Source organism: Frischella japonica, assembly GCF_014489845.1.
Classification (GTDB): domain Bacteria; phylum Pseudomonadota; class Gammaproteobacteria; order Enterobacterales; family Orbaceae; genus Frischella; species Frischella japonica.
Genome location: NZ_JABURY010000006.1, coordinates 1 through 18450, shown reverse-complemented (window position 1 = coordinate 18450; position 18450 = coordinate 1). Strand labels below are relative to the sequence as shown.

15 protein-coding genes are annotated in these 18450 nt (G+C 36.5%); 14 read left to right on the top strand and 1 reads right to left on the bottom strand.

The annotated features are described in order from the left end of the window. Positions 1 to 20: 20 nt before the first annotated feature. The 13 genes from FcAc13_RS01480 (at position 21) to pflA (ending at position 12581) form a co-directional block, all read left to right on the top strand. Positions 21 to 1520, top strand: coding sequence for a helix-hairpin-helix domain-containing protein (locus FcAc13_RS01480; protein ID WP_187754433.1), 1500 nt, complete (start codon positions 21 to 23; stop codon positions 1518 to 1520). 123 nt (positions 1521 to 1643) lie between these two features. Further along, positions 1644 to 2249, top strand: a complete 606-nt coding sequence (locus FcAc13_RS01475) for an HAD family hydrolase (protein WP_187754432.1) — start codon at positions 1644 to 1646, stop codon at positions 2247 to 2249. 36 nt (positions 2250 to 2285) lie between these two features. Next, a complete protein-coding gene (locus tag FcAc13_RS01470; RefSeq protein WP_223064498.1) occupies positions 2286 to 3356 on the top strand; it encodes an ATP-grasp domain-containing protein in 1071 nt (356 codons plus the stop codon). Next, positions 3353 to 4474, top strand: coding sequence for a phosphoribosyltransferase domain-containing protein (locus FcAc13_RS01465; RefSeq protein WP_187754431.1), 1122 nt, complete (start codon positions 3353 to 3355; stop codon positions 4472 to 4474). Before FcAc13_RS01470 ends, FcAc13_RS01465 begins: the two co-directional genes overlap by 4 nt. Next, entirely contained in the window at positions 4467 to 5255 is a 789-nt protein-coding gene (locus tag FcAc13_RS01460) for an HAD family hydrolase (protein ID WP_187754430.1), read from the top strand. The genes FcAc13_RS01465 and FcAc13_RS01460 overlap by 8 nt, the downstream gene beginning before the upstream one ends. A 2-nt stretch (positions 5256 to 5257) precedes the next feature. Next, positions 5258 to 6334, top strand: a complete 1077-nt coding sequence (locus tag FcAc13_RS01455) for a cysteine protease StiP domain-containing protein (RefSeq protein WP_187754823.1) — start codon at positions 5258 to 5260, stop codon at positions 6332 to 6334. Further along, positions 6334 to 7242, top strand: a complete 909-nt coding sequence (locus FcAc13_RS01450) for an HpcH/HpaI aldolase/citrate lyase family protein (RefSeq protein WP_187754429.1) — start codon at positions 6334 to 6336, stop codon at positions 7240 to 7242. The genes FcAc13_RS01455 and FcAc13_RS01450 overlap by 1 nt, the downstream gene beginning before the upstream one ends. 76 nt (positions 7243 to 7318) lie before the next feature. After that, positions 7319 to 7912: a TerD family protein gene (locus FcAc13_RS01445; protein ID WP_187754428.1), complete on the top strand. Its 594-nt coding sequence runs from the start codon at positions 7319 to 7321 to the stop codon at positions 7910 to 7912. After that, positions 7912 to 9081, top strand: a complete 1170-nt coding sequence (locus FcAc13_RS01440; RefSeq protein WP_425499461.1) for a TerD family protein — start codon at positions 7912 to 7914, stop codon at positions 9079 to 9081. The genes FcAc13_RS01445 and FcAc13_RS01440 overlap by 1 nt, the downstream gene beginning before the upstream one ends. A 142-nt stretch (positions 9082 to 9223) precedes the next feature. Continuing rightward, complete coding sequence (locus tag FcAc13_RS01435; protein WP_187754426.1) at positions 9224 to 10258, top strand: TerC/Alx family metal homeostasis membrane protein; 1035 nt, start codon at positions 9224 to 9226, stop codon at positions 10256 to 10258. A 29-nt stretch (positions 10259 to 10287) separates the two neighbouring features. Then, a complete protein-coding gene (locus tag FcAc13_RS01430) occupies positions 10288 to 10866 on the top strand; it encodes a TerD family protein (protein ID WP_187754425.1) in 579 nt (192 codons plus the stop codon). Between the two features lie 16 nt (positions 10867 to 10882). Then, entirely contained in the window at positions 10883 to 11458 is a 576-nt protein-coding gene (locus FcAc13_RS01425) for a TerD family protein (RefSeq protein WP_187754424.1), read from the top strand. A gap of 343 nt (positions 11459 to 11801) precedes the next feature. Next, positions 11802 to 12581, top strand: a complete 780-nt coding sequence (gene pflA / locus FcAc13_RS01420; RefSeq protein WP_223064497.1) for a pyruvate formate lyase 1-activating protein — start codon at positions 11802 to 11804, stop codon at positions 12579 to 12581. Positions 12582 to 12660: 79 nt separating this feature from the next. Here the strand turns inward: pflA and purL are convergent, their stop codons facing one another. After that, positions 12661 to 16545 carry a phosphoribosylformylglycinamidine synthase gene (gene purL, locus FcAc13_RS01415; protein WP_223064496.1) on the bottom strand — a complete coding sequence of 1295 codons (3885 nt, stop codon included), beginning with the start codon at positions 16543 to 16545 and terminating at the stop codon, positions 12661 to 12663. A 287-nt stretch (positions 16546 to 16832) separates the two neighbouring features. On the opposite strand from purL, the gene FcAc13_RS01410 reads away from it, so the two are divergent. Further along, positions 16833 to 17807, top strand: a complete 975-nt coding sequence (locus tag FcAc13_RS01410) for an ornithine cyclodeaminase family protein (RefSeq protein ID WP_187754423.1) — start codon at positions 16833 to 16835, stop codon at positions 17805 to 17807. The last annotated feature ends 643 nt before the right edge of the window (positions 17808 to 18450 follow it).

Genomic DNA, 18450 nt, shown 5'->3' with positions numbered 1-18450 from the left:
TAAATATAAGAAATAGATATATGGCTAAAATTATAAATTGTGTGACTAAAAGTGGTAAACAAGTCAGTTATGTGGATGAAATTATCGGTGCTGGAACGATGAAAAACGTCTATTTTTCACCTGATAAATCCTATGTCATTGCATTTTATCAAAAACCACAAAATCAACAATCGCGTGAACGGATTGAAATGATTACTGGACGTTATTTCCAAAATATTTTTACTCAGCAAGGTGGTGATTATTGGTACAATCTATTTTGTTGGCCAACTGATATTGTTGAACATCAGGGACAATTAGGACTCGTTATCCCTACTTATCAAAAACATTTCTTTTTCAAATATGGTTCGAAAAATAATGATTTCCTGAATATAAAAGGACGAGAAAAAGAAGGCAAATGGTTTGCCAGTGCCAGCAATCGTAACAAATTTCTTGATCCACGTGAAAAAGGAACCTTACTGACCTATTTAAAAATATGTCTACAATTATCGCGTGCAGTAAGAAGAATGCATGCTGCCGGTTTATGTCATAGTGATTTAAGTTATAAAAATGTATTAATTGACCCTGAATTAGGTCACGCCTGTATCATTGATATCGATGGATTAGTTGTACCTGGAAAATTTCCACCTGACGTTGTAGGTACCCCAGATTTTATCGCCCCAGAAGTAGTCAAAACAGCCCATCTCAACAAAGATGATCCTAAGCGGGTATTGCCAAGTATTACAACTGATCGTCATGCTTTAGCGGTTTTAATTTATATGTATTTATTATATCGCCATCCTTTAAGAGGTGGCAAGGTACACGATATTAATGATGAAATGCGAGATGAATCGATGACAATGGGCGAAAAAGCCTTATTTATTGAACATCCGACAGACAAAAGTAATGCTGTTAAAATAAAACAAATCTCCCCAGCGGCATTACCATGGGGCGACCCAACGAAAATTCCTTATACTATAACTGGTCCATATTTATCCAAACTATTTGAACGTGCATTCATCGATGGTCTTCATGATCCCGCCAAAAGACCAACTGCTGATGAATGGGAAACCGCATTGGTTAAAACCATTGATTTAATTCAACCCTGTCAAAATAAACAATGTGAACAACAATGGTATGTTTTCTCAGGAAAAACTGCGCCATCTTGTCCCTATTGTGGTACACCTTATAAAGGTAAACTACCTATTTTAAACCTCTATTCATCCAGAATGACCGGCAGCTACCGCCCAGATGACCACCGTTTAATGGTATGGAGTGGACAATCGTTATTTCCATGGCATGTAAATCGGTTGATCGCACCTAATGAACGACTTGCTGAAAACTTAAAAAAGAGAGTCGGCTATTTCATATTGCACAAAGATCAATGGTGGTTAGTCAATGAAGGTATTGAGCATTTAATGTCGCTTCCTGACAAAACAATAATTGCTACCGGAGATAAAATAGCGCTTCAAGATGGTACACAGTTTGTATTATCACGCGAAGATGGTGGGCGTTTAGTTGTTGTCCAATTAATTGACAATTAAAATATCTTTATATCTATTATTAGAAGTATATAATTAACTAATTAATTTCAATCATTAAACAATTAATTATAATTAGTTGATTGAATACATTTATTTTAAATTAATAGGAATCTAACATTAAAAATGAAAGTCTTTTTTGATTTTGACGGTACCTTAACCACTAAAGATTCATTATTACCTTTTCTTTTATTTGTTGTCGGTTGGCCGAGGTTTGTATTAAAATCGATCTTTATATTACCTTTAATCTGTCGTTATTTCTTTAATAGAAATTTACGTGGACAAGTTAAAAATAAAGCCCTATTACTTTATCTATCAAAATATACACCAACGCAATTGGAGCAGTTTGTTACGCAATTCATAGATTCAATTTTACCGAGGATGATGCGTCCTGAAGGTATGGCTATATTAGAAAAACATGTTAAAAATGGCGACGAATGCATTTTGGTAAGTGCTTCAATTAATCTTTATTTAGTACCATGGGCAAAACAAAATCACTTTACCCATGTCATTGCAACGCCTTTTTTAGGTACACCGCCATTAATGATAGGCCAGAATTGTTATGGTGAAGAAAAAGTCGATCAAATTTTAAAACAATATCCCCAAATTCAAACTGAAAATTGCTATGCCTATGGTGATACCATCGGCGATATTCCGATGCTTAAATTAGCTAAAAAAGGCTTTATGTGGTCCAACAAACAACAACAATTTATCGAAATTAATGCAAAATAAATATTAATTAAATCTATCAACACCATTTAGGATAATATGGATAATAAAATAAAAAGAATTTGGTTTATGGAAGGTTTCTCGTCTCAACGAGACATCATTTTAGCCGTAAAGAAATTTATTAAAGAACAAAACCTGACAATAGAAATTTTTGCTTCGCACCGCGAAAATCGCAATGAAATTTTATCTGTTGCTGATTTTGCCTTCATTGAACCAACTGAAGAACACCAAAAGTTACCTTTTATTATCAACGTTCTTGCTCAATATCATATTGATGTTATGTATATTGTGAAAAATGCTATTTGGTTCGAACAACATCGAACACAAATTGAAGCAATGGGTGTGAAATTAATCACCGGCGGAAGTGATATAGATTTATTAAAATGCTCAAATAATAAAATGGATTTTGCCTTATTTATGCAACAGCATCAATTACCGGTTGTGCCTTCCATATTGATTGAACATTTAGAACAGTTACAACAACATATTGATAATCCTCCTTATGATTCATTATGTATTAAACCAGTACACGGTATTTATGGCATGGGTTTTTGGCGTTTTGATGACAATGTATCGGCAGCCAAAATATTTTCTCATCCTGAACAACGAGTAGTAAAACCAAGTGTATATCTTCAGCTTTATGCCGCAGCAGATTCATTCCCACCAATGGTTTTAATGCCATATTTACATTCGCCAGAACATTCGGTCGATATGGTAGTCAATCGGGGGGAAGTAATATGTGCCATAGCTAGAGAAAAGCACGGGTCAAAACAATATCTTAAAAATAGTGGTCCCGCTTATGAACTTGCTTGTCGCTGTGCAAATATCATGCAGGCAGATGGACTAGTCAATGTTCAAACACGGATGGACAAATCCGGTCATCCACTACTATTAGAAATCAATATGCGTCCATCTGGTGGTGTAGGCTATACCCAATATAGTGGGGTTAATTTAGCTGGTTTGATGGTCTTATTCCATCTCGATATCCTTAGCCAAGCACAAATTCAAACCTACTGTCAGCAACATTTCAAAAAAGCTGAGGTGATTTCGGCAACCTCTGTAATTGAATATCCAGAAAATTTATCTAATCTAATCACAATATCATTATGAATTATAATAAAAAACAGTTAATCAGAGGCACACTTTCATTTAATTATCAAAAAGGAAAATTTTCAGCAGAAGATCTGTTTGATATTGCTGAAAGAAATAATCCTAAACGTGCCTTTTTATTTGTCAGTAAAATATTAGGTAAACATATTCCTGTTTCGCCAGCTAAGATGCGTAATAGTTATCGCGAATTAAGCCACATGTTACCGAATGACATTGCTGGTAACGCAGTATTCATCGGTATGGCAGAAACCGCTGTTGGATTAGCTGCAGGAGTATTCCATGAAGCAAAAAACAAGTTCGAACAGGCAATTCTATTAACGTCAACTCGCCATACGATGGATGCTGAATTGTTATGTGAATTTAAAGAAAATCATAGCCATGCAACTGATCATCTTATTTATTTGCCAACAGAACCAACGATGCGATCGTGTCTGAATCAAGCCAAGACGTTAGTATTAATTGATGATGAAATGACGACCGGTAACACATTTAGAAATCTTATCAGTGCCTTATTAGATACCAATTATTTAAAAAACATTGAAAATATCATTATATTAACGCTTATCAATTGGAATCAAAACCAACTTAGCCATAATAATATTACAATACAAACTTATGCTTTATTAAATGGCCAGTGGTCATGGCAACCTAATTTAAATGCCAAACCACCTATCATGCCGGCGGTTAATGTTACTAGTCAAAAGCATAATATTATCGTAGGTCCACAAGATTGGGGGCGATTAGGTATCACTCATAGTCAAGATAATTTAGGTCACCATGTTACCGCTCATCCTGGTAAAACTACTTTAGTAATTGGCACGGGGGAATTTCTGTGGAAACCATTTTTATTAGCAGAGCGTTTAGAACAACAAGGTGAGAAAGTATTATTTGCTTCCACCACCCGTTCCCCAATCGCACAGGGAATGGCAATAAAATCTGCTCTATCCTTTGCGGATAATTATGGACAAGGTATTCCTAACTTTATTTATAATATTGCTCATCAACAATTTGACAAAATCCGCTTATGTATTGAAACGTCAGTTGATAGTATTGATCCCACATTTATCCAACAATTAAAAACGATTTCATCTAATGTTGAGGTAATTTGTTATGCCTAATCCATTAACAAACAGACCAGTTGTTTTGACTGACTTAGATGATACGTTATTTCAAACTAAGCGCAAAATGCAACAAGAATGGCAAATTACAGCTCAACATATAGCTGCACTTGACCGAACACTCATGCCTCGCAGTTTTATGACCGAAGAGCAATTTTTATTAGTACAATGGCTACTACAATATGCTGATGTTATTCCCGTTACAGCACGTGGTACTGAAGAAATAAAACGGGTCAAATTACCGTTTCGTTCTTGGGCAATAACCACCCATGGCGCGGTAATCATAGATCCCAATGGACATTGTGATACAGCTTGGCAACAACAAATTTGCCACGCCATGCACCCTTACAGTCAGCGTTTAATCACTTTACAACAACAGATTGAGCAGATGATGCAACAACAAAAACTCAATGCATGGGTAAGAATTAATTATGAATATGATGATGTACCTATCTATTTTGTAATGAAACATCGTGATAGTAATCACATTGCAGAACTTTACCAATTTGCTGATGAGCTAGAAACCCTTTTGGATAGTGAAGGATTTTATATTCATCGCAATGGTAACAACATTGCGTGGATCCCCACCCCAATAGAAAAAGGTAAAGCAACCGCTTGGTTACTCGATAAATTAAAACGTGAAAGAGGCATTTTCCCAATATTGGGTATGGGAGATAGCTTGAGCGATTTTAGTTTTATGCAATTATGCAATTGGTTTTGTATTCCACAAAAAAGCCAGTTTTGTGACACCATTAAACAATCAATTTTTGGGAAAGCGTGATGATGGAGAATATTAAACCCTTTTCTGGTTCATATAAAACACAAGACGTACAATTCTTACTTAAACGTGTGGAAATGGCAACGACACCGGTAGAACTTAAAGAAAAATTAATCCAATCTGGCAAAAAGCACTATTCAGAGATGATCAGTCATGAACCTGAACCAACCAGTTGGCATTTAGATCTCTTTGAAAAAGCGATCCAAAAAGAAGGGTCGCGATTAGCCAAAGAAGTGTTACAACTTGCCATTTTCTTAGCACAACACATATCGACACCTATCGTATTAGTTAGCTTAGTTCGTGCCGGTGTGCCACTTGGTGTCATGTTGCAAAGAGCATTAAATGATCTGGGAAAAACCAGCTATCATTATGGTGTTAGCATTATTCGTGATCGTGGTATTGATACCACCGCAATGGATTGGATTGAAAAAAAACATGGACATGCAGGCATTGTTTTTGTAGATGGCTGGACCGGTAAAGGTGCAATTACCCAACAATTACAACAATCACTAGCCGAAAGACCGGGTTATCATGGCAGTCCAAAACTGGTCGTTTTAGCTGATCCCTGTGGTTATGCCTGGGCATCTGCCAGTGATGATGATTGGCTTATTCCATTTGGAATCATGGGTGCTCCCGTATCGGGCATGATTTCTCGTTCTATTTGGTTGAATGAAGGTTTACACGGTTGTATTGAATGCCATCATTTAACTCGATTTGAATGCAGCCAATATATAGCCGATATCGTTGATCAACATCGTTCCCAGATGGATTTAAAACAACTACCTGTTTTAAGCCTTAATCCAGATGAAAAACAAAAATTACGCTTAAAAAGTCAACAAGTTATTCATCATTTAGCCGATAAATATCATATTTCAAATTTAAACCGAATTAAACCTGGTATTGCTGAAGCAACAAGAGCAGTACTTAGACGTGTGCCCGATCATGTCCTCGTTCGAGATATTCATGATCCTGATGTTGAACTCTTAGTTTATTTAGCTAAGAATAAAAATATTGAAATTATTGAAGATAAGAGTCAATTGGGTAATTATCGTGCAGTCACTATTATAAAAAAGGTTACTTAATGAATAAGACGATATCACCATGGAATATTGGTTCCAGTTTATATATTCCGGCAAATCATCCCGATCTGACAAAAATTATTATTAATAATAAATATCCGACTCTTAAATCAATAATAATTTGTCTAGAAGATGCGATTAAAAGTGAAGATATTTTGTTTGCTAAACACAATTTACAGCAAACCATGTTACAAGTCGCCAGTTTTTATACAAATAACCCATCTGGTAATCAGTTACCGCTTATTTTTGTACGCCCCAGAAATATCGCCATGGCAAAATGGATTATTACCAATGTTGACCTAAGCTATATGGTGGGTTTTGTATTGCCAAAATTTGATGCAAATTGTCTAGATGATTGGTGGCAAGCTTTGCGCACAACATCACTCTATTGGATGCCAACCCTTGAAACACAAGATGTCTATAATATTATCAAAATGCAGCAATTATCTGATACTTTAAATGCTCACCCCTGTCGAGATAAAATTCTAGTATTACGTATTGGTGGAAATGATTTAATGAATGGTCTGCGTTTACGCCGCCATCGCAATATGACGCTTTATGATGGACCAATTGGTTACCTAATCAAAATGTTAGTGACAGTTTTTGCACAGAACAATTTTTATCTCACTGCCCCGGTTTGTGAACATTTTTCCGATAATGATTTATTAAGGCAAGAGGTGATCTTAGATATTAACCATGGTCTAATTGGAAAAACCATTATCCACCCTTCACAACTCACAGTCATTGATCAGGCCTATCGTGTTTCACAACAAGAATTCACAGAAGCACAACAAATATTAGCCACCACACAAGGTGTTTTCAAAGTAAATGGCTCAATGTGTGAACCGACGACCCAACACCGTTGGGCAGCCGATATTTTAGAACGAGCAAAATATTTTGGAATTTATTAATCAAATGTTATCATCAGCAAATAATCATTTTAAATACTATTAAAATCAGAAAACTTTAGGGATAGAGGAAATTTACATGGTATCACTGAATAAGAACCAAACCATCTCACTAAAAAAACAATCTACCGCATTAAGTAAACTTCATTTTGGTCTCGGCTGGGATCCGATTAAAAAAGAGAAAAAAGGGTTTTTATCATCATTATTTGGTGGCATTACCGACTCTATTGATCTAGATGCTAGTTGTATAATGTTAGATGTTAACGGTAAGAATATCGATGAGGTTTGGTTTTGTCATTTAAAATCCAAATGCCGTTCTGTTATTCATAGTGGGGACAACCTAACCGGAGAAGGTGACGGTGATGATGAAGTCATAAAAGTTGATTTAACAAAACTGCCTTTTGAGGTTGAGTATTTAGTCTTTACTGTGAATAGTTTTAGGGGCCAAACTTTTAATGATGTCGATAATGCCTTTTGTCGGGTGTTAGATCAAAATAATCAAGAATTAGCACGTTATCAATTAACGGAGCAAGGTCCGCATACTGGCATTATTATTGCCACATTAAAACGTAATGGTGGTTCATGGGATTTTACCGCCCAAGGTTTCCCTTGTAATGGAAGAACGATTAAAGATATATATCCACAGATAGTCGAAAAGGTGGTGAAACCATGATCAATTTATCTTTAGGTGCTAATATAGTCCTTAATCAAGGTGTCATCAATATTAAAATCAATTCTGGCTTACCTGTTGATGCCTCAGCATTTCGATTATTTGCCAATGATAAAGTTAAAGATGATTTAGATATGATCTTTTATGGTCAACCAAAAAATCAAGATGCTTCTATTATTTGGCAACAAACCCATAATAATAATCATGAGTTTCGGGTTGACTTGACAAAGTTATCTGCCGAAGTACAAAAAATTGCTTTTACTATTACTTGTGATCAATACTCGCCAATTAGTCAATTAAAAAATTTATCGATTCAACTCGATTGTAATAATGAAGTCATCGCACTTGGTGAAGTTGATATCAACAACCGACAAGAAAAAGCGCTGATTATGGGAGAAATTTATCGTCGTAATACCGAATGGAAATTTAGATTTATTGCACAGGGATTCAATGGTGGATTAAAACCTTTAGCCGAACATTTTGGTGTCAATGTCATCGATGAACCGACGCCTCCCGTTCCTACTTCTACAGTAAATAATACCACCACAAGCAGTAGTGTAAATTTAAATAAAATTTCATTATCTAAAGATAGAACATCCGTCAGTCTTTCGAAAAGAAATGATTATGGAAAAATTGGCATAAACTTAAACTGGAACAAACAAGAACAGCCCACGAAAAAAGGATTCTTATCAGAGTTCTTTAATCGGTCTCCAAATATTGACTTAGATCTAGCGGCCTTTGTAAGGTTAAAAGATCAGAGTATTCATGTGATTCAAGCGCTTGGTAATTGTTTTGGCTCATTTCAATCTCCATGTTATGTTGAACTTATGGGTGATGATCGTACTGGTGCAAATCAAGATGGTGAATGGATATACATTAATGGCTCACATTGGAATAATATTGATGAAGTGTTAATTTACACCTTTATCTACGAAGGACTGCCTAATTGGAGCCAAGCCGATGGTGTCGTCCGCATTCATGTACCCGATCAACCTGTCATTGAAACATTTCTCACCGATGGCAATAACAGCAATATCTTATGTGCTATAGCACGATTAAAAAATGATAATGGGGCGATAAACGTCGAACGTATTAATCGCTATTTTCGTAGCCAAAGAGAATTAGATTATGCCTATGGTTGGGGTTTTAGATGGAGTGCAGGGAGAAAATAAATTAAGTAATTAATTGTGTTAAAATCCCTATAAATCATTAAAATATAAATAGAAGTAAGAAAGTCGTTCTAAAACAATGTTATGGTAAATCATATGATGTATTAGAACTAATAAATAAATTTATGAATAAGTTAGGATGAAAATGACAACAACATTTCTTGGTTTCCCAATTCAAACCGCCATTGTATTTGTAGTTTTATTGGTTGGTGCCCTTTTTATTGATCTCTTTTCACATCGTAAAGATAGTGTAATTAGTTTAAAAAGTGCTGCACTTTGGTCTGTGTTTTGGATTGCCGTATCCATGCTATTTGCAGCATATCTTTTTTACGATTTTGGTTCTGAGGTCGGAAGTTTGTTTTTAACCGGTTATGCCTTAGAAAAAGTGCTGTCAGTTGATAATCTCTTTGTGATGATGGCCATTTTCTCTTGGTTTTCCATACCAAGCAAATACTGGCATCGAATTTTGTATTGGGGCATTATAGGCGCCATTATATTTAGAGGTATTTTTGTTGTTATAGGAACGGGATTACTTAGTTTAGGTTCATATGTTGAGTTAGCGTTTGCACTAGTGGTCGGGTGGACTGCAGTAATGATGCTAAAAAGTAATGATAATGAAGAAGAAATCGAAGATTATTCTCAACATTTGGCTTATCGTTTAGTTAAACGATTTTTCCCCGTTTGGCCAAAAATATATGGTCACAATTTCTTTATTAATCGGCAACATGTCGATGAAGAATTAACTAAACCCGAAAATAAAGATCTTGTGGTAAATCGCACAGCAAAATCTGCCATCTATGCCACGCCTCTATTTTTATGTTTAGCAGTTATTGAAATTTCCGATGTCATGTTTGCATTTGATTCAGTGCCAGCTGTTATTGCGGTAAGTCGCGAACCATTGATAATTTATAGCGCAATGATGTTCGCCATTCTTGGCTTACGTAGTTTATATTTTGTTTTAGAAGCATTAAAACGATTTTTAGTGCATCTCGAAAAATCCGTTGTTGTCATATTATTTTTTATTGCTTTTAAATTATTTTTAAATGCCTCAGAGCATTTATGGCATCATGGTTATAGTATTTCAGCTACAGCAAGCCTAATTATCATATTAGTTGTATTAGCTATCGGTATTATTGCCAGTTTTTTATTCCCTTCTAAACAAGAAGATGAAAATAAGTAAATGTAATTTAATAATACAAGGAGTTTAAAATGGGTGTTTCACTTTCTAAAGGTGGTAATGTTTCTTTAAGTAAAACTGATCCAGGTATGAAGAATGTCCTAATTGGATTAGGTTGGGATGTACGTGCTACCGATGGTCAAGATTATGACCTTGATGCTTCAGTTTTCCTTTTAGCTGACAATGGCAAAGTGCGTAGTGATTCAGACTTCATATTTTATAATAACTTACGTTCAGCTGATGGTTCTGTCGAACATACGGGTGATAATAGAACCGGTGAAGGTGAAGGTGATGATGAATCAATTAAAATCAAACTGGATAAAATTCCCGCTGATGTTGCTAAATTAGTGTTTGTGGTAACCATTCACGATGCTACAGTTCGTAAACAAAGCTTTGGTCAAGTTACAGGGGCATTTATTCGCTTAGTTAATGATGATTCTCAAATTGAAGTTGCTCGTTACGATTTAACCGAAGATGCTTCTACTGAAACAGCAATGTTATTTGGTGAACTTTATCGTCATAATGGTGAATGGAAATTCCGCGCTGTTGGACAAGGCTATGCCGGTGGTTTAGCTTCAGTATGTCAACAATATGGTATTAATGCATCTTAATCTGGAGGTATTATAAATGGCAGTATCATTAGTTAAAGGTGGCAATGTATCATTAACTAAAGAAGCACCTACTATGACTGTAGCTATGGTTGGCTTAGGTTGGGATGCAAGAGTTACAGACGGACAAGCATTTGATTTAGACGCTTCCTTATTTATGGTTAGCGAGAATGATAAAGTCTTGTCAGATTCTCATTTTATTTTCTTTAATAACAAAACGAGCCCGTGCGGCTCAGTTGAGCATCAGGGCGATAACCTAACTGGTGAAGGTGACGGCGATGATGAACAACTTAAAATTAACTTAACGCAAGTGCCAGCTGATGTAAAAAAACTGGTATTTAGTGTAACTATCTATGATGCTGAAAAGCGTAAGCAAAACTTCGGTATGGTAAGTAATAGCTTTATTCGCATTTTTAATAATGATACTGGTGTTGAAATAGCGCGTTTCGATCTGTCAGAAGATGCTTCAACAGAAACCGCTATGATATTCGGTGAACTATATCGCCATGGTTCTGAATGGAAATTCAAAGCCGTCGGTCAGGGATTTGCCGGTGGTTTAGCTGCCGTTGCTGCAAACTATGGTGTTTCCATTTAACCTTTTTCACAGCATGTAAACGAATAAAATATTAATTAGTCTACTTTTTAGGTTTTCCTATAAATTGACTTAACATTTTATTAAACGTTGCAATAAAGTAATTAAAAAGCAAAATAGTGTCCTTTTGGGCACTATTTTTTATTCCTCTATTATGTATTTTACCTTCACGTTATCTATTGTTTAACCCAATTGGCTGCGTTAAAAATCCCACATTGATCATTTAAAATAGATTGTATGGGAAAAATAAAACCCATATTTAATTGTTACAATTGATATATATCGAAAGTTATCTAGGTTAAAATGTCTCAGTTACAACAATGTGAGCAATTATTAGAGATTATTTATGGAGCAACAAAATATTATTATGACAACCAAACAAGCGATAAAGGGTCGGATTCACTCTTTTGAATCCTTTGGTACGGTGGATGGTCCCGGTATTCGTTTTATCGTTTTTTTTCAAGGCTGCCTAATGCGTTGTCTGTATTGCCATAACCGCGATACTTGGGATCTTAAAGCAGGTCGTGAAGTTACCGTTGATGAGCTGATGAAAGAGATTGTAACTTACAAACATTTCATCATTCCCAATGGCGGCGGTGTTACTGCTTCAGGTGGTGAAGCCATGCTGCAAGCCGAGTTTGTAACACAATGGTTTAAAGCCTGTCATGAGCAAGGTATTGGCACCTGTTTAGATACTAATGGTTATGCACGTAATATTGATGCAACGACCAATGCTTTAATGGAACAAACTGATTTAGTTATGCTTGATCTTAAACAACTTAACGATGATATTCATCAAAAACTAGTCGGCGTATCGAATAAACGTGTTTTAGAATTCGCCAAATATTTGCAAAAAATTAATAAACGCACATGGATTCGTTATGTGGTTGTACCGGGTTGGTCTGATGATGATGATTCAGCCCATCGTCTAGGTAAATTTATTCAAGGTATGCAAAATATTGAAAAAGTCGAAATGCTTCCTTATCACAAAATGGGGGCATACAAATGGGCTACCTTAGGCGATAAATATATGTTGGAAGGAGTCGAACCACCACCACGTGAAACTATGGATCGTATTCAACAAATTATCCAAAGCTATGGCCATGAAGTTACCTTTAGTAAATAGTGATTGTTATCAAATCATGGTGATTACAATTAAAAAGGGGCTAATCTTAATGATGCCCCTTTTATTTTTACTACCATTTTTAATTTAATTGTTTACGCGCATTACGGAACATTCGCATCCACGGACTATCTTCGCCCCAATTATCAGGATGCCATGAATTGCTCACCGTTCTAAACACCCGCTCTGGGTGTGGCATCATAATCGTTGCTCGACCATCTGGCGTAGTGACGGCTGTAATACCGCGTGGCGAACCATTTGGATTAGCTGGATAATCCTCGGTAACAGTTGCAAAATGATCAATATAGCGCACGGCGACTAACTGTGATTGTTCCAATGCATTTAAATGTTCATTATCCTTAACCTCAACACGTCCCTCACCATGTGATACGGCGATAGGCATATGCGATTGAGCCATACCATCAAAAAAGAGTGATGGACTGTTTTGAATTTGCACTAAACTAAAACGTGCTTCAAAACGTTCAGATAAATTACGAACAAAACGTGGCCATAACTCAGCGCCAGGTATTAACTCTTTGAGGTGTGACATCATTTGGCAACCATTACATACTCCTAATGATAAGGTATCTGAACGTTGGAAAAATCTCGCAAAGGCATCACGCACTGCAGGATTAAATAAAATTGACTTAGCCCAACCACCACCTGCACCTAAAACATCACCATAAGAGAAACCACCACAGGCAACTAATGCTTGAAAATCATCTAATTGCGTTCTGCCTGATAAGAGATCCGTCATATGAACATCAAACGCAGCAAATCCAACACGATAAAATGCAGCAGCCATTTCAACATGAGAATTCACACCTTGTTCACGCAATATCGCAATTTTAGGTTTAATACCTTTTACAATATAAGGTGCAGCAATATCCTCATGAATATCAAACGTCAATTTAACGTTCAATCCTGGATCCTCTTCACGCTGTTTGGCAAAGTGTTCATCATCAGCACATTCTGGATTATCTCGTAACCGTTGCATTTGCCACGTTGTTTCAGCCCATACAGTTCTTAACAGGCTGCGTTTTTGTTGGTAAATCAATTGCTGATTATGAATAATGGTTATCTGATCGCCCACCGTTGACTGACCTAGATCATAAACATAATCAGCCAGCCCAAAAGAAGCTAAACAATGATTTACATCCTTCAGTGCGTTATCAGCAACCTGAATAACACAACCAAGCTCTTCAGTAAATAATGCGGTGATTGGATTATCGCCTAAAGCTGAAATATCTATGGCTAAACCACAATGTCCTGCAAAAGCCATTTCTAATAATGTGACAATCAATCCCCCGTCAGAACGATCGTGATAAGCAACAATCTGACTTTTTTCCACTAACTGTTGCATTGCTCGATAGAAGTTCGCCAATACTTCCACATTTCGGACATCGGCAGCTTGATTACCTAAATGACGATAAACTTGTGCTAATGCAGTAGCTCCTATGGTTTGCTGTCCACAACCTAAATCAATAAACAATAAACGATTAGCCGATGTCGTTAATTGCGGTGTAACCGTTTTTCGCACATCTTCAACGCGCGCAAATGCTGAAATCACTAAAGATAATGGTGCTGTCATCTCTTTTTGAATACCATTTTCATGCCATGTTGTTTTCATTGACATGGAGTCTTTACCCACTGGAATGGCTAACCCCAAAGCAGGGCAAAGTTCTTCACCAACGGCTTTTACTGCGGCATATAACCCTGCGTCTTCACCTGCATGACCGGCCGCCGCCATCCAATTAGCCGACAATTTTATCCGTTTTATATCACCAATCTGGTTGCCTGCAATATTAGTTAATGCCTCACCAACTGCCAATCTGGCAGAGGCAGCAAAATCGAGTAAGGCTACCGGTGCTCGTTCTCCCATCGCCATCGCTTCACCATAATAACTATCTAAACTAGCAGATGTAACAGCACAATCGGCAACCGGAATCTGCCAAGGTCCAACCATTTGATCACGCGTTACCATCCCAGTTACCGAGCGATCACCAATGGTAATTAAAAAGGTTTTTTCTGCCACGGTTGGTAGATGAAGGACTCGTTTAATCGCATCAGCAATATCTATTTTTTCTAGCGCTAAATGATCACCTTTAGCCTGTTGTGAGGTGACATTACGTAACATTTTAGGCGTTTTACCTAGTAGCACATCTAGCGGTAAATCAATGGGATTATTGTTAAAATACTCATCGTGCAAGACTAAATCTTGCTTAGCCGTCGCTTCACCAATAACGGCATAAGGCGCCCGTTCTCGCCGGCATAATGCCTCAAATAATGATAAACTTTCGGGTGCAATCGCTAATACATAACGCTCTTGAGATTCATTACACCAAATTTGTAACGGCGACATTCCCTGCTCATCGTTTAATATTTTGCGTAATTCAAACTGTCCGCCACAACCGCCATCACTCACTAGTTCAGGCATAGCATTAGACAATCCCCCAGCGCCGACATCATGAATAAATAAAATTGGATTGTTTTCGCCCAATTGCCAACAATGGTCAATTACTTCCTGGCAGCGTCGTTCCATTTCGGGATTATCACGTTGTACGGAGGCAAAATCTAAATTTTCGTCTGATTGACCGGAAGTCATTGATGAGGCAGCTCCCCCCCCTAAACCAATATTCATCGATGGACCACCTAATACGATTAATTTTGATCCGGGTGGAAATTCACCTTTTTGAATATGTTCCTTACGAATATTACCTATACCACCGGCTAACATGATTGGTTTATGATAACCGCGTAATTCCTTACCATTATGACTTTGCACTTCTTCTTCATAAGTGCGGAAATACCCAAGCAATGCCGGACGACCAAATTCATTATTGAATGCTGCACCACCTAAAGGACCTTCAAGCATAATATCTAATGCCGAAACAATACGATCAGGCTTACCAAAGTCCTCTTCCCATGGTTGCTCAAAATTCGGGATCCGTAAATTAGATACGGAAAAACCGACTAGGCCCGCTTTTGGCTTCGCTCCTCGACCCGTTGCACCTTCATCACGAATTTCACCCCCACTCCCCGTTGCCGCACCCGGCCAAGGTGAAATAGCAGTCGGATGGTTATGTGTTTCCACTTTCATCAAAATATCAGCATATTCTTGATGAAATCGATAGCTATTATTATCACTATCAGCAAAAAAACGCCCCACCATTGAGCCATCCATCACCGCTGCATTATCTTTATATGCTGAAGAGACAAACTCTGGTGTTTTTTCAAAGGAATTTTTAATCATTTTAAATAATGATTTCGTTTGCGGTTTTCCATCAATTATCCAATCAGCATTAAAAATTTTATGCCGACAATGCTCAGAATTTGCCTGCGCAAACATATACAGTTCAATATCACTCGGATTACGTTGTAATTGATTAAAACTTTCCAATAAGTATTCAATTTCATCGCTTGCTAGCGCTAATCCCAATTGTTTATTGGCTTCTTCCAACGCTTGGCGACCTTGCGTTAAAATATCAATTGTAGTTAATGGCGCTGGCTGCTGTAAGGAAAATAATTGTTCAGCATCCGCTAAATTCGTTAATACACTTTCCATCATACGGTCATGAATTAATGCACTGAACTCAGTGAATTGAGACTCTGTTAACAATTCACCTTCAATACAGTAAACAATCCCACGTTCAATTCGTCTAATCTGTTTTAAACCACAATTATGTGCGATATCGGTAGCTTTTGAAGACCATGGTGAAATTGTACCAATTCTTGGTATCACCACAAAAATCTGTCCCGTTAATTCCTGTTGTTCAGCGTGAGGGCCATAGCTTAATAACTGATTTAAGGTCAACTTTTCATCACGTTCTAATGGCGCAGATAAATCAACGAAGTGTACATATTCAGCATAAATTTTTTCAATAAGGAGGTGTTGATTATGACAAAGAGTAAGCAATTTATTTATTCGAAAGGTCGATAATGCAGGTGAGCCACGTAAGATTTCCATAATAATTCTCTTTTATTAAGATTATAATCGGCTAACTGAAAATAGAGCATTAGTATAAATGAAAATGGTTAAAATTTAAATTATCTCTTCAGTGAAGTGAATGATAAATCATGACTTATTATCAGATTACTTTTCAGCAAAAACTATTATTTGACGTTCAATTTAACCTAGCATATGCTTTGGTAGCAATTTAGCTTTAAACCTTAAAGTTAGTATTTGCCTATAAATAAAAAATAGCTTCATATTAATTATTATCTGATACCACTAACGTTTAGCAAGGAAAAACTATGTTAATACTCCGTGCCAATGATATTCAGCAAATTTATACTATGCGCGATGCTATCGAAGCGGATAAACAAGCTTTGAAAAGTTACACTGAAGGACAAAGTGATGTACCCTTACGTAACCATTTTCGTTCACAGCATGGGCAAACACTGATTATGCCAGCCCACATTAAAGATTTAGATATTTGTGGTTTAAAAGTCGTATCAATTTTCCCAGCTAATCCACAATTAGGCAAACCAGCCGTTCCCGCACAAGTTTTTATCCTTGAGCCACAAACAGGTGAAGTATGTGCAATGATTGACGGTACTTATTTAACACAGTTGCGTACCGGAGCCGTACAAGGTGCCGCGACCGAATTATTGGCTAAAAAAGAGTGCGATAACGCAGTATTAATTGGTACTGGTGGGCAAGCTGCCTCACAGTTAGAAGCCATGCTAACCGTAAGAAAATTGAAAAATGTGGCAATTTATGGGTTAAACAAAGCTAAAGCTCAGCAATTTATCTATGATATGAATCATCGATTTGCCCATTTTGGTGCTAATATGTATTATTCCCAAAATCTTGATGCAGATATTGCCAAAGCCGATATTATTACAACTGTTACAACATCACATCAAGCAACCTTTAATGGTGCATTAGTACAAGCAGGTACACATATTAATGGAATCGGTTCTTACACACCCGAAATGCATGAAATTCCGGAAAACATTGTTAAACAAGCATCATTAAAAGTCCTAGATACGAAAGAAGGTGTATTTAGCGAAGCCGGTGATATTATTGACCCAATACAAGCTAACCTCGTTAAACCTGAAGAATTTATCGAACTAGGAGAATTAGTATTAAATAGACAATATGGGCGGCAAAATGATCAGCAAATTACACTCTTTAAAAGTGTGGGTACGGCAATATTAGATGTCTATGTTGGTTATGATATTTATTGCAAAGCAAAAGCCATGAATATTGGTATTAACATTTAATTAATTACAGACAAAATACAATGATTTTATAACCTTTAATAAGGTCTATTGATGGAAATTATGTCAAACTACTTTATAAAAATACTCACTATCACTAGTGAGTTATGTCATTTTTTGATATTTATACCATAGCTAAGGTTGAGCGTGCCAATATAGGTTTTACATTTTTCTAAATGCGAAAAACAATTTAGTTTGGATCATACCTCAATTGGTATTTCAGATAGTTTTTAAAGGGTTATTCGTTAAGCCAAATTCGAACCAAGATATTAACCACTAAAATCAGCACTAGCAAAGCTAAGCGTACAGAATGTTTTCACTTCACTTGATACCTTTTTCATGATAAAGGTTAATATTATTCTGCCAAATAAATTTACGTTTATTTGTTGCTATTGCTTAAGCTCATGTAGCGGTTGGACCGAGTTTAATCATTGAAACAATAACCCCTTACAAAAAAGCAATGCTGTGGGTATCGCTTTTATCATCCCTACTCTAAAGAGCACAGCCCCCCAAAACCGTCCAATTAAATTTAGATGAATAAACAACAAATTAGTTTAACAATAATAATATTTATTTCTAATATTAAACATAAAGCTTGAATGCCCATCAAAGATAAACTACACTTTCGATTAATGGATTTAGATAA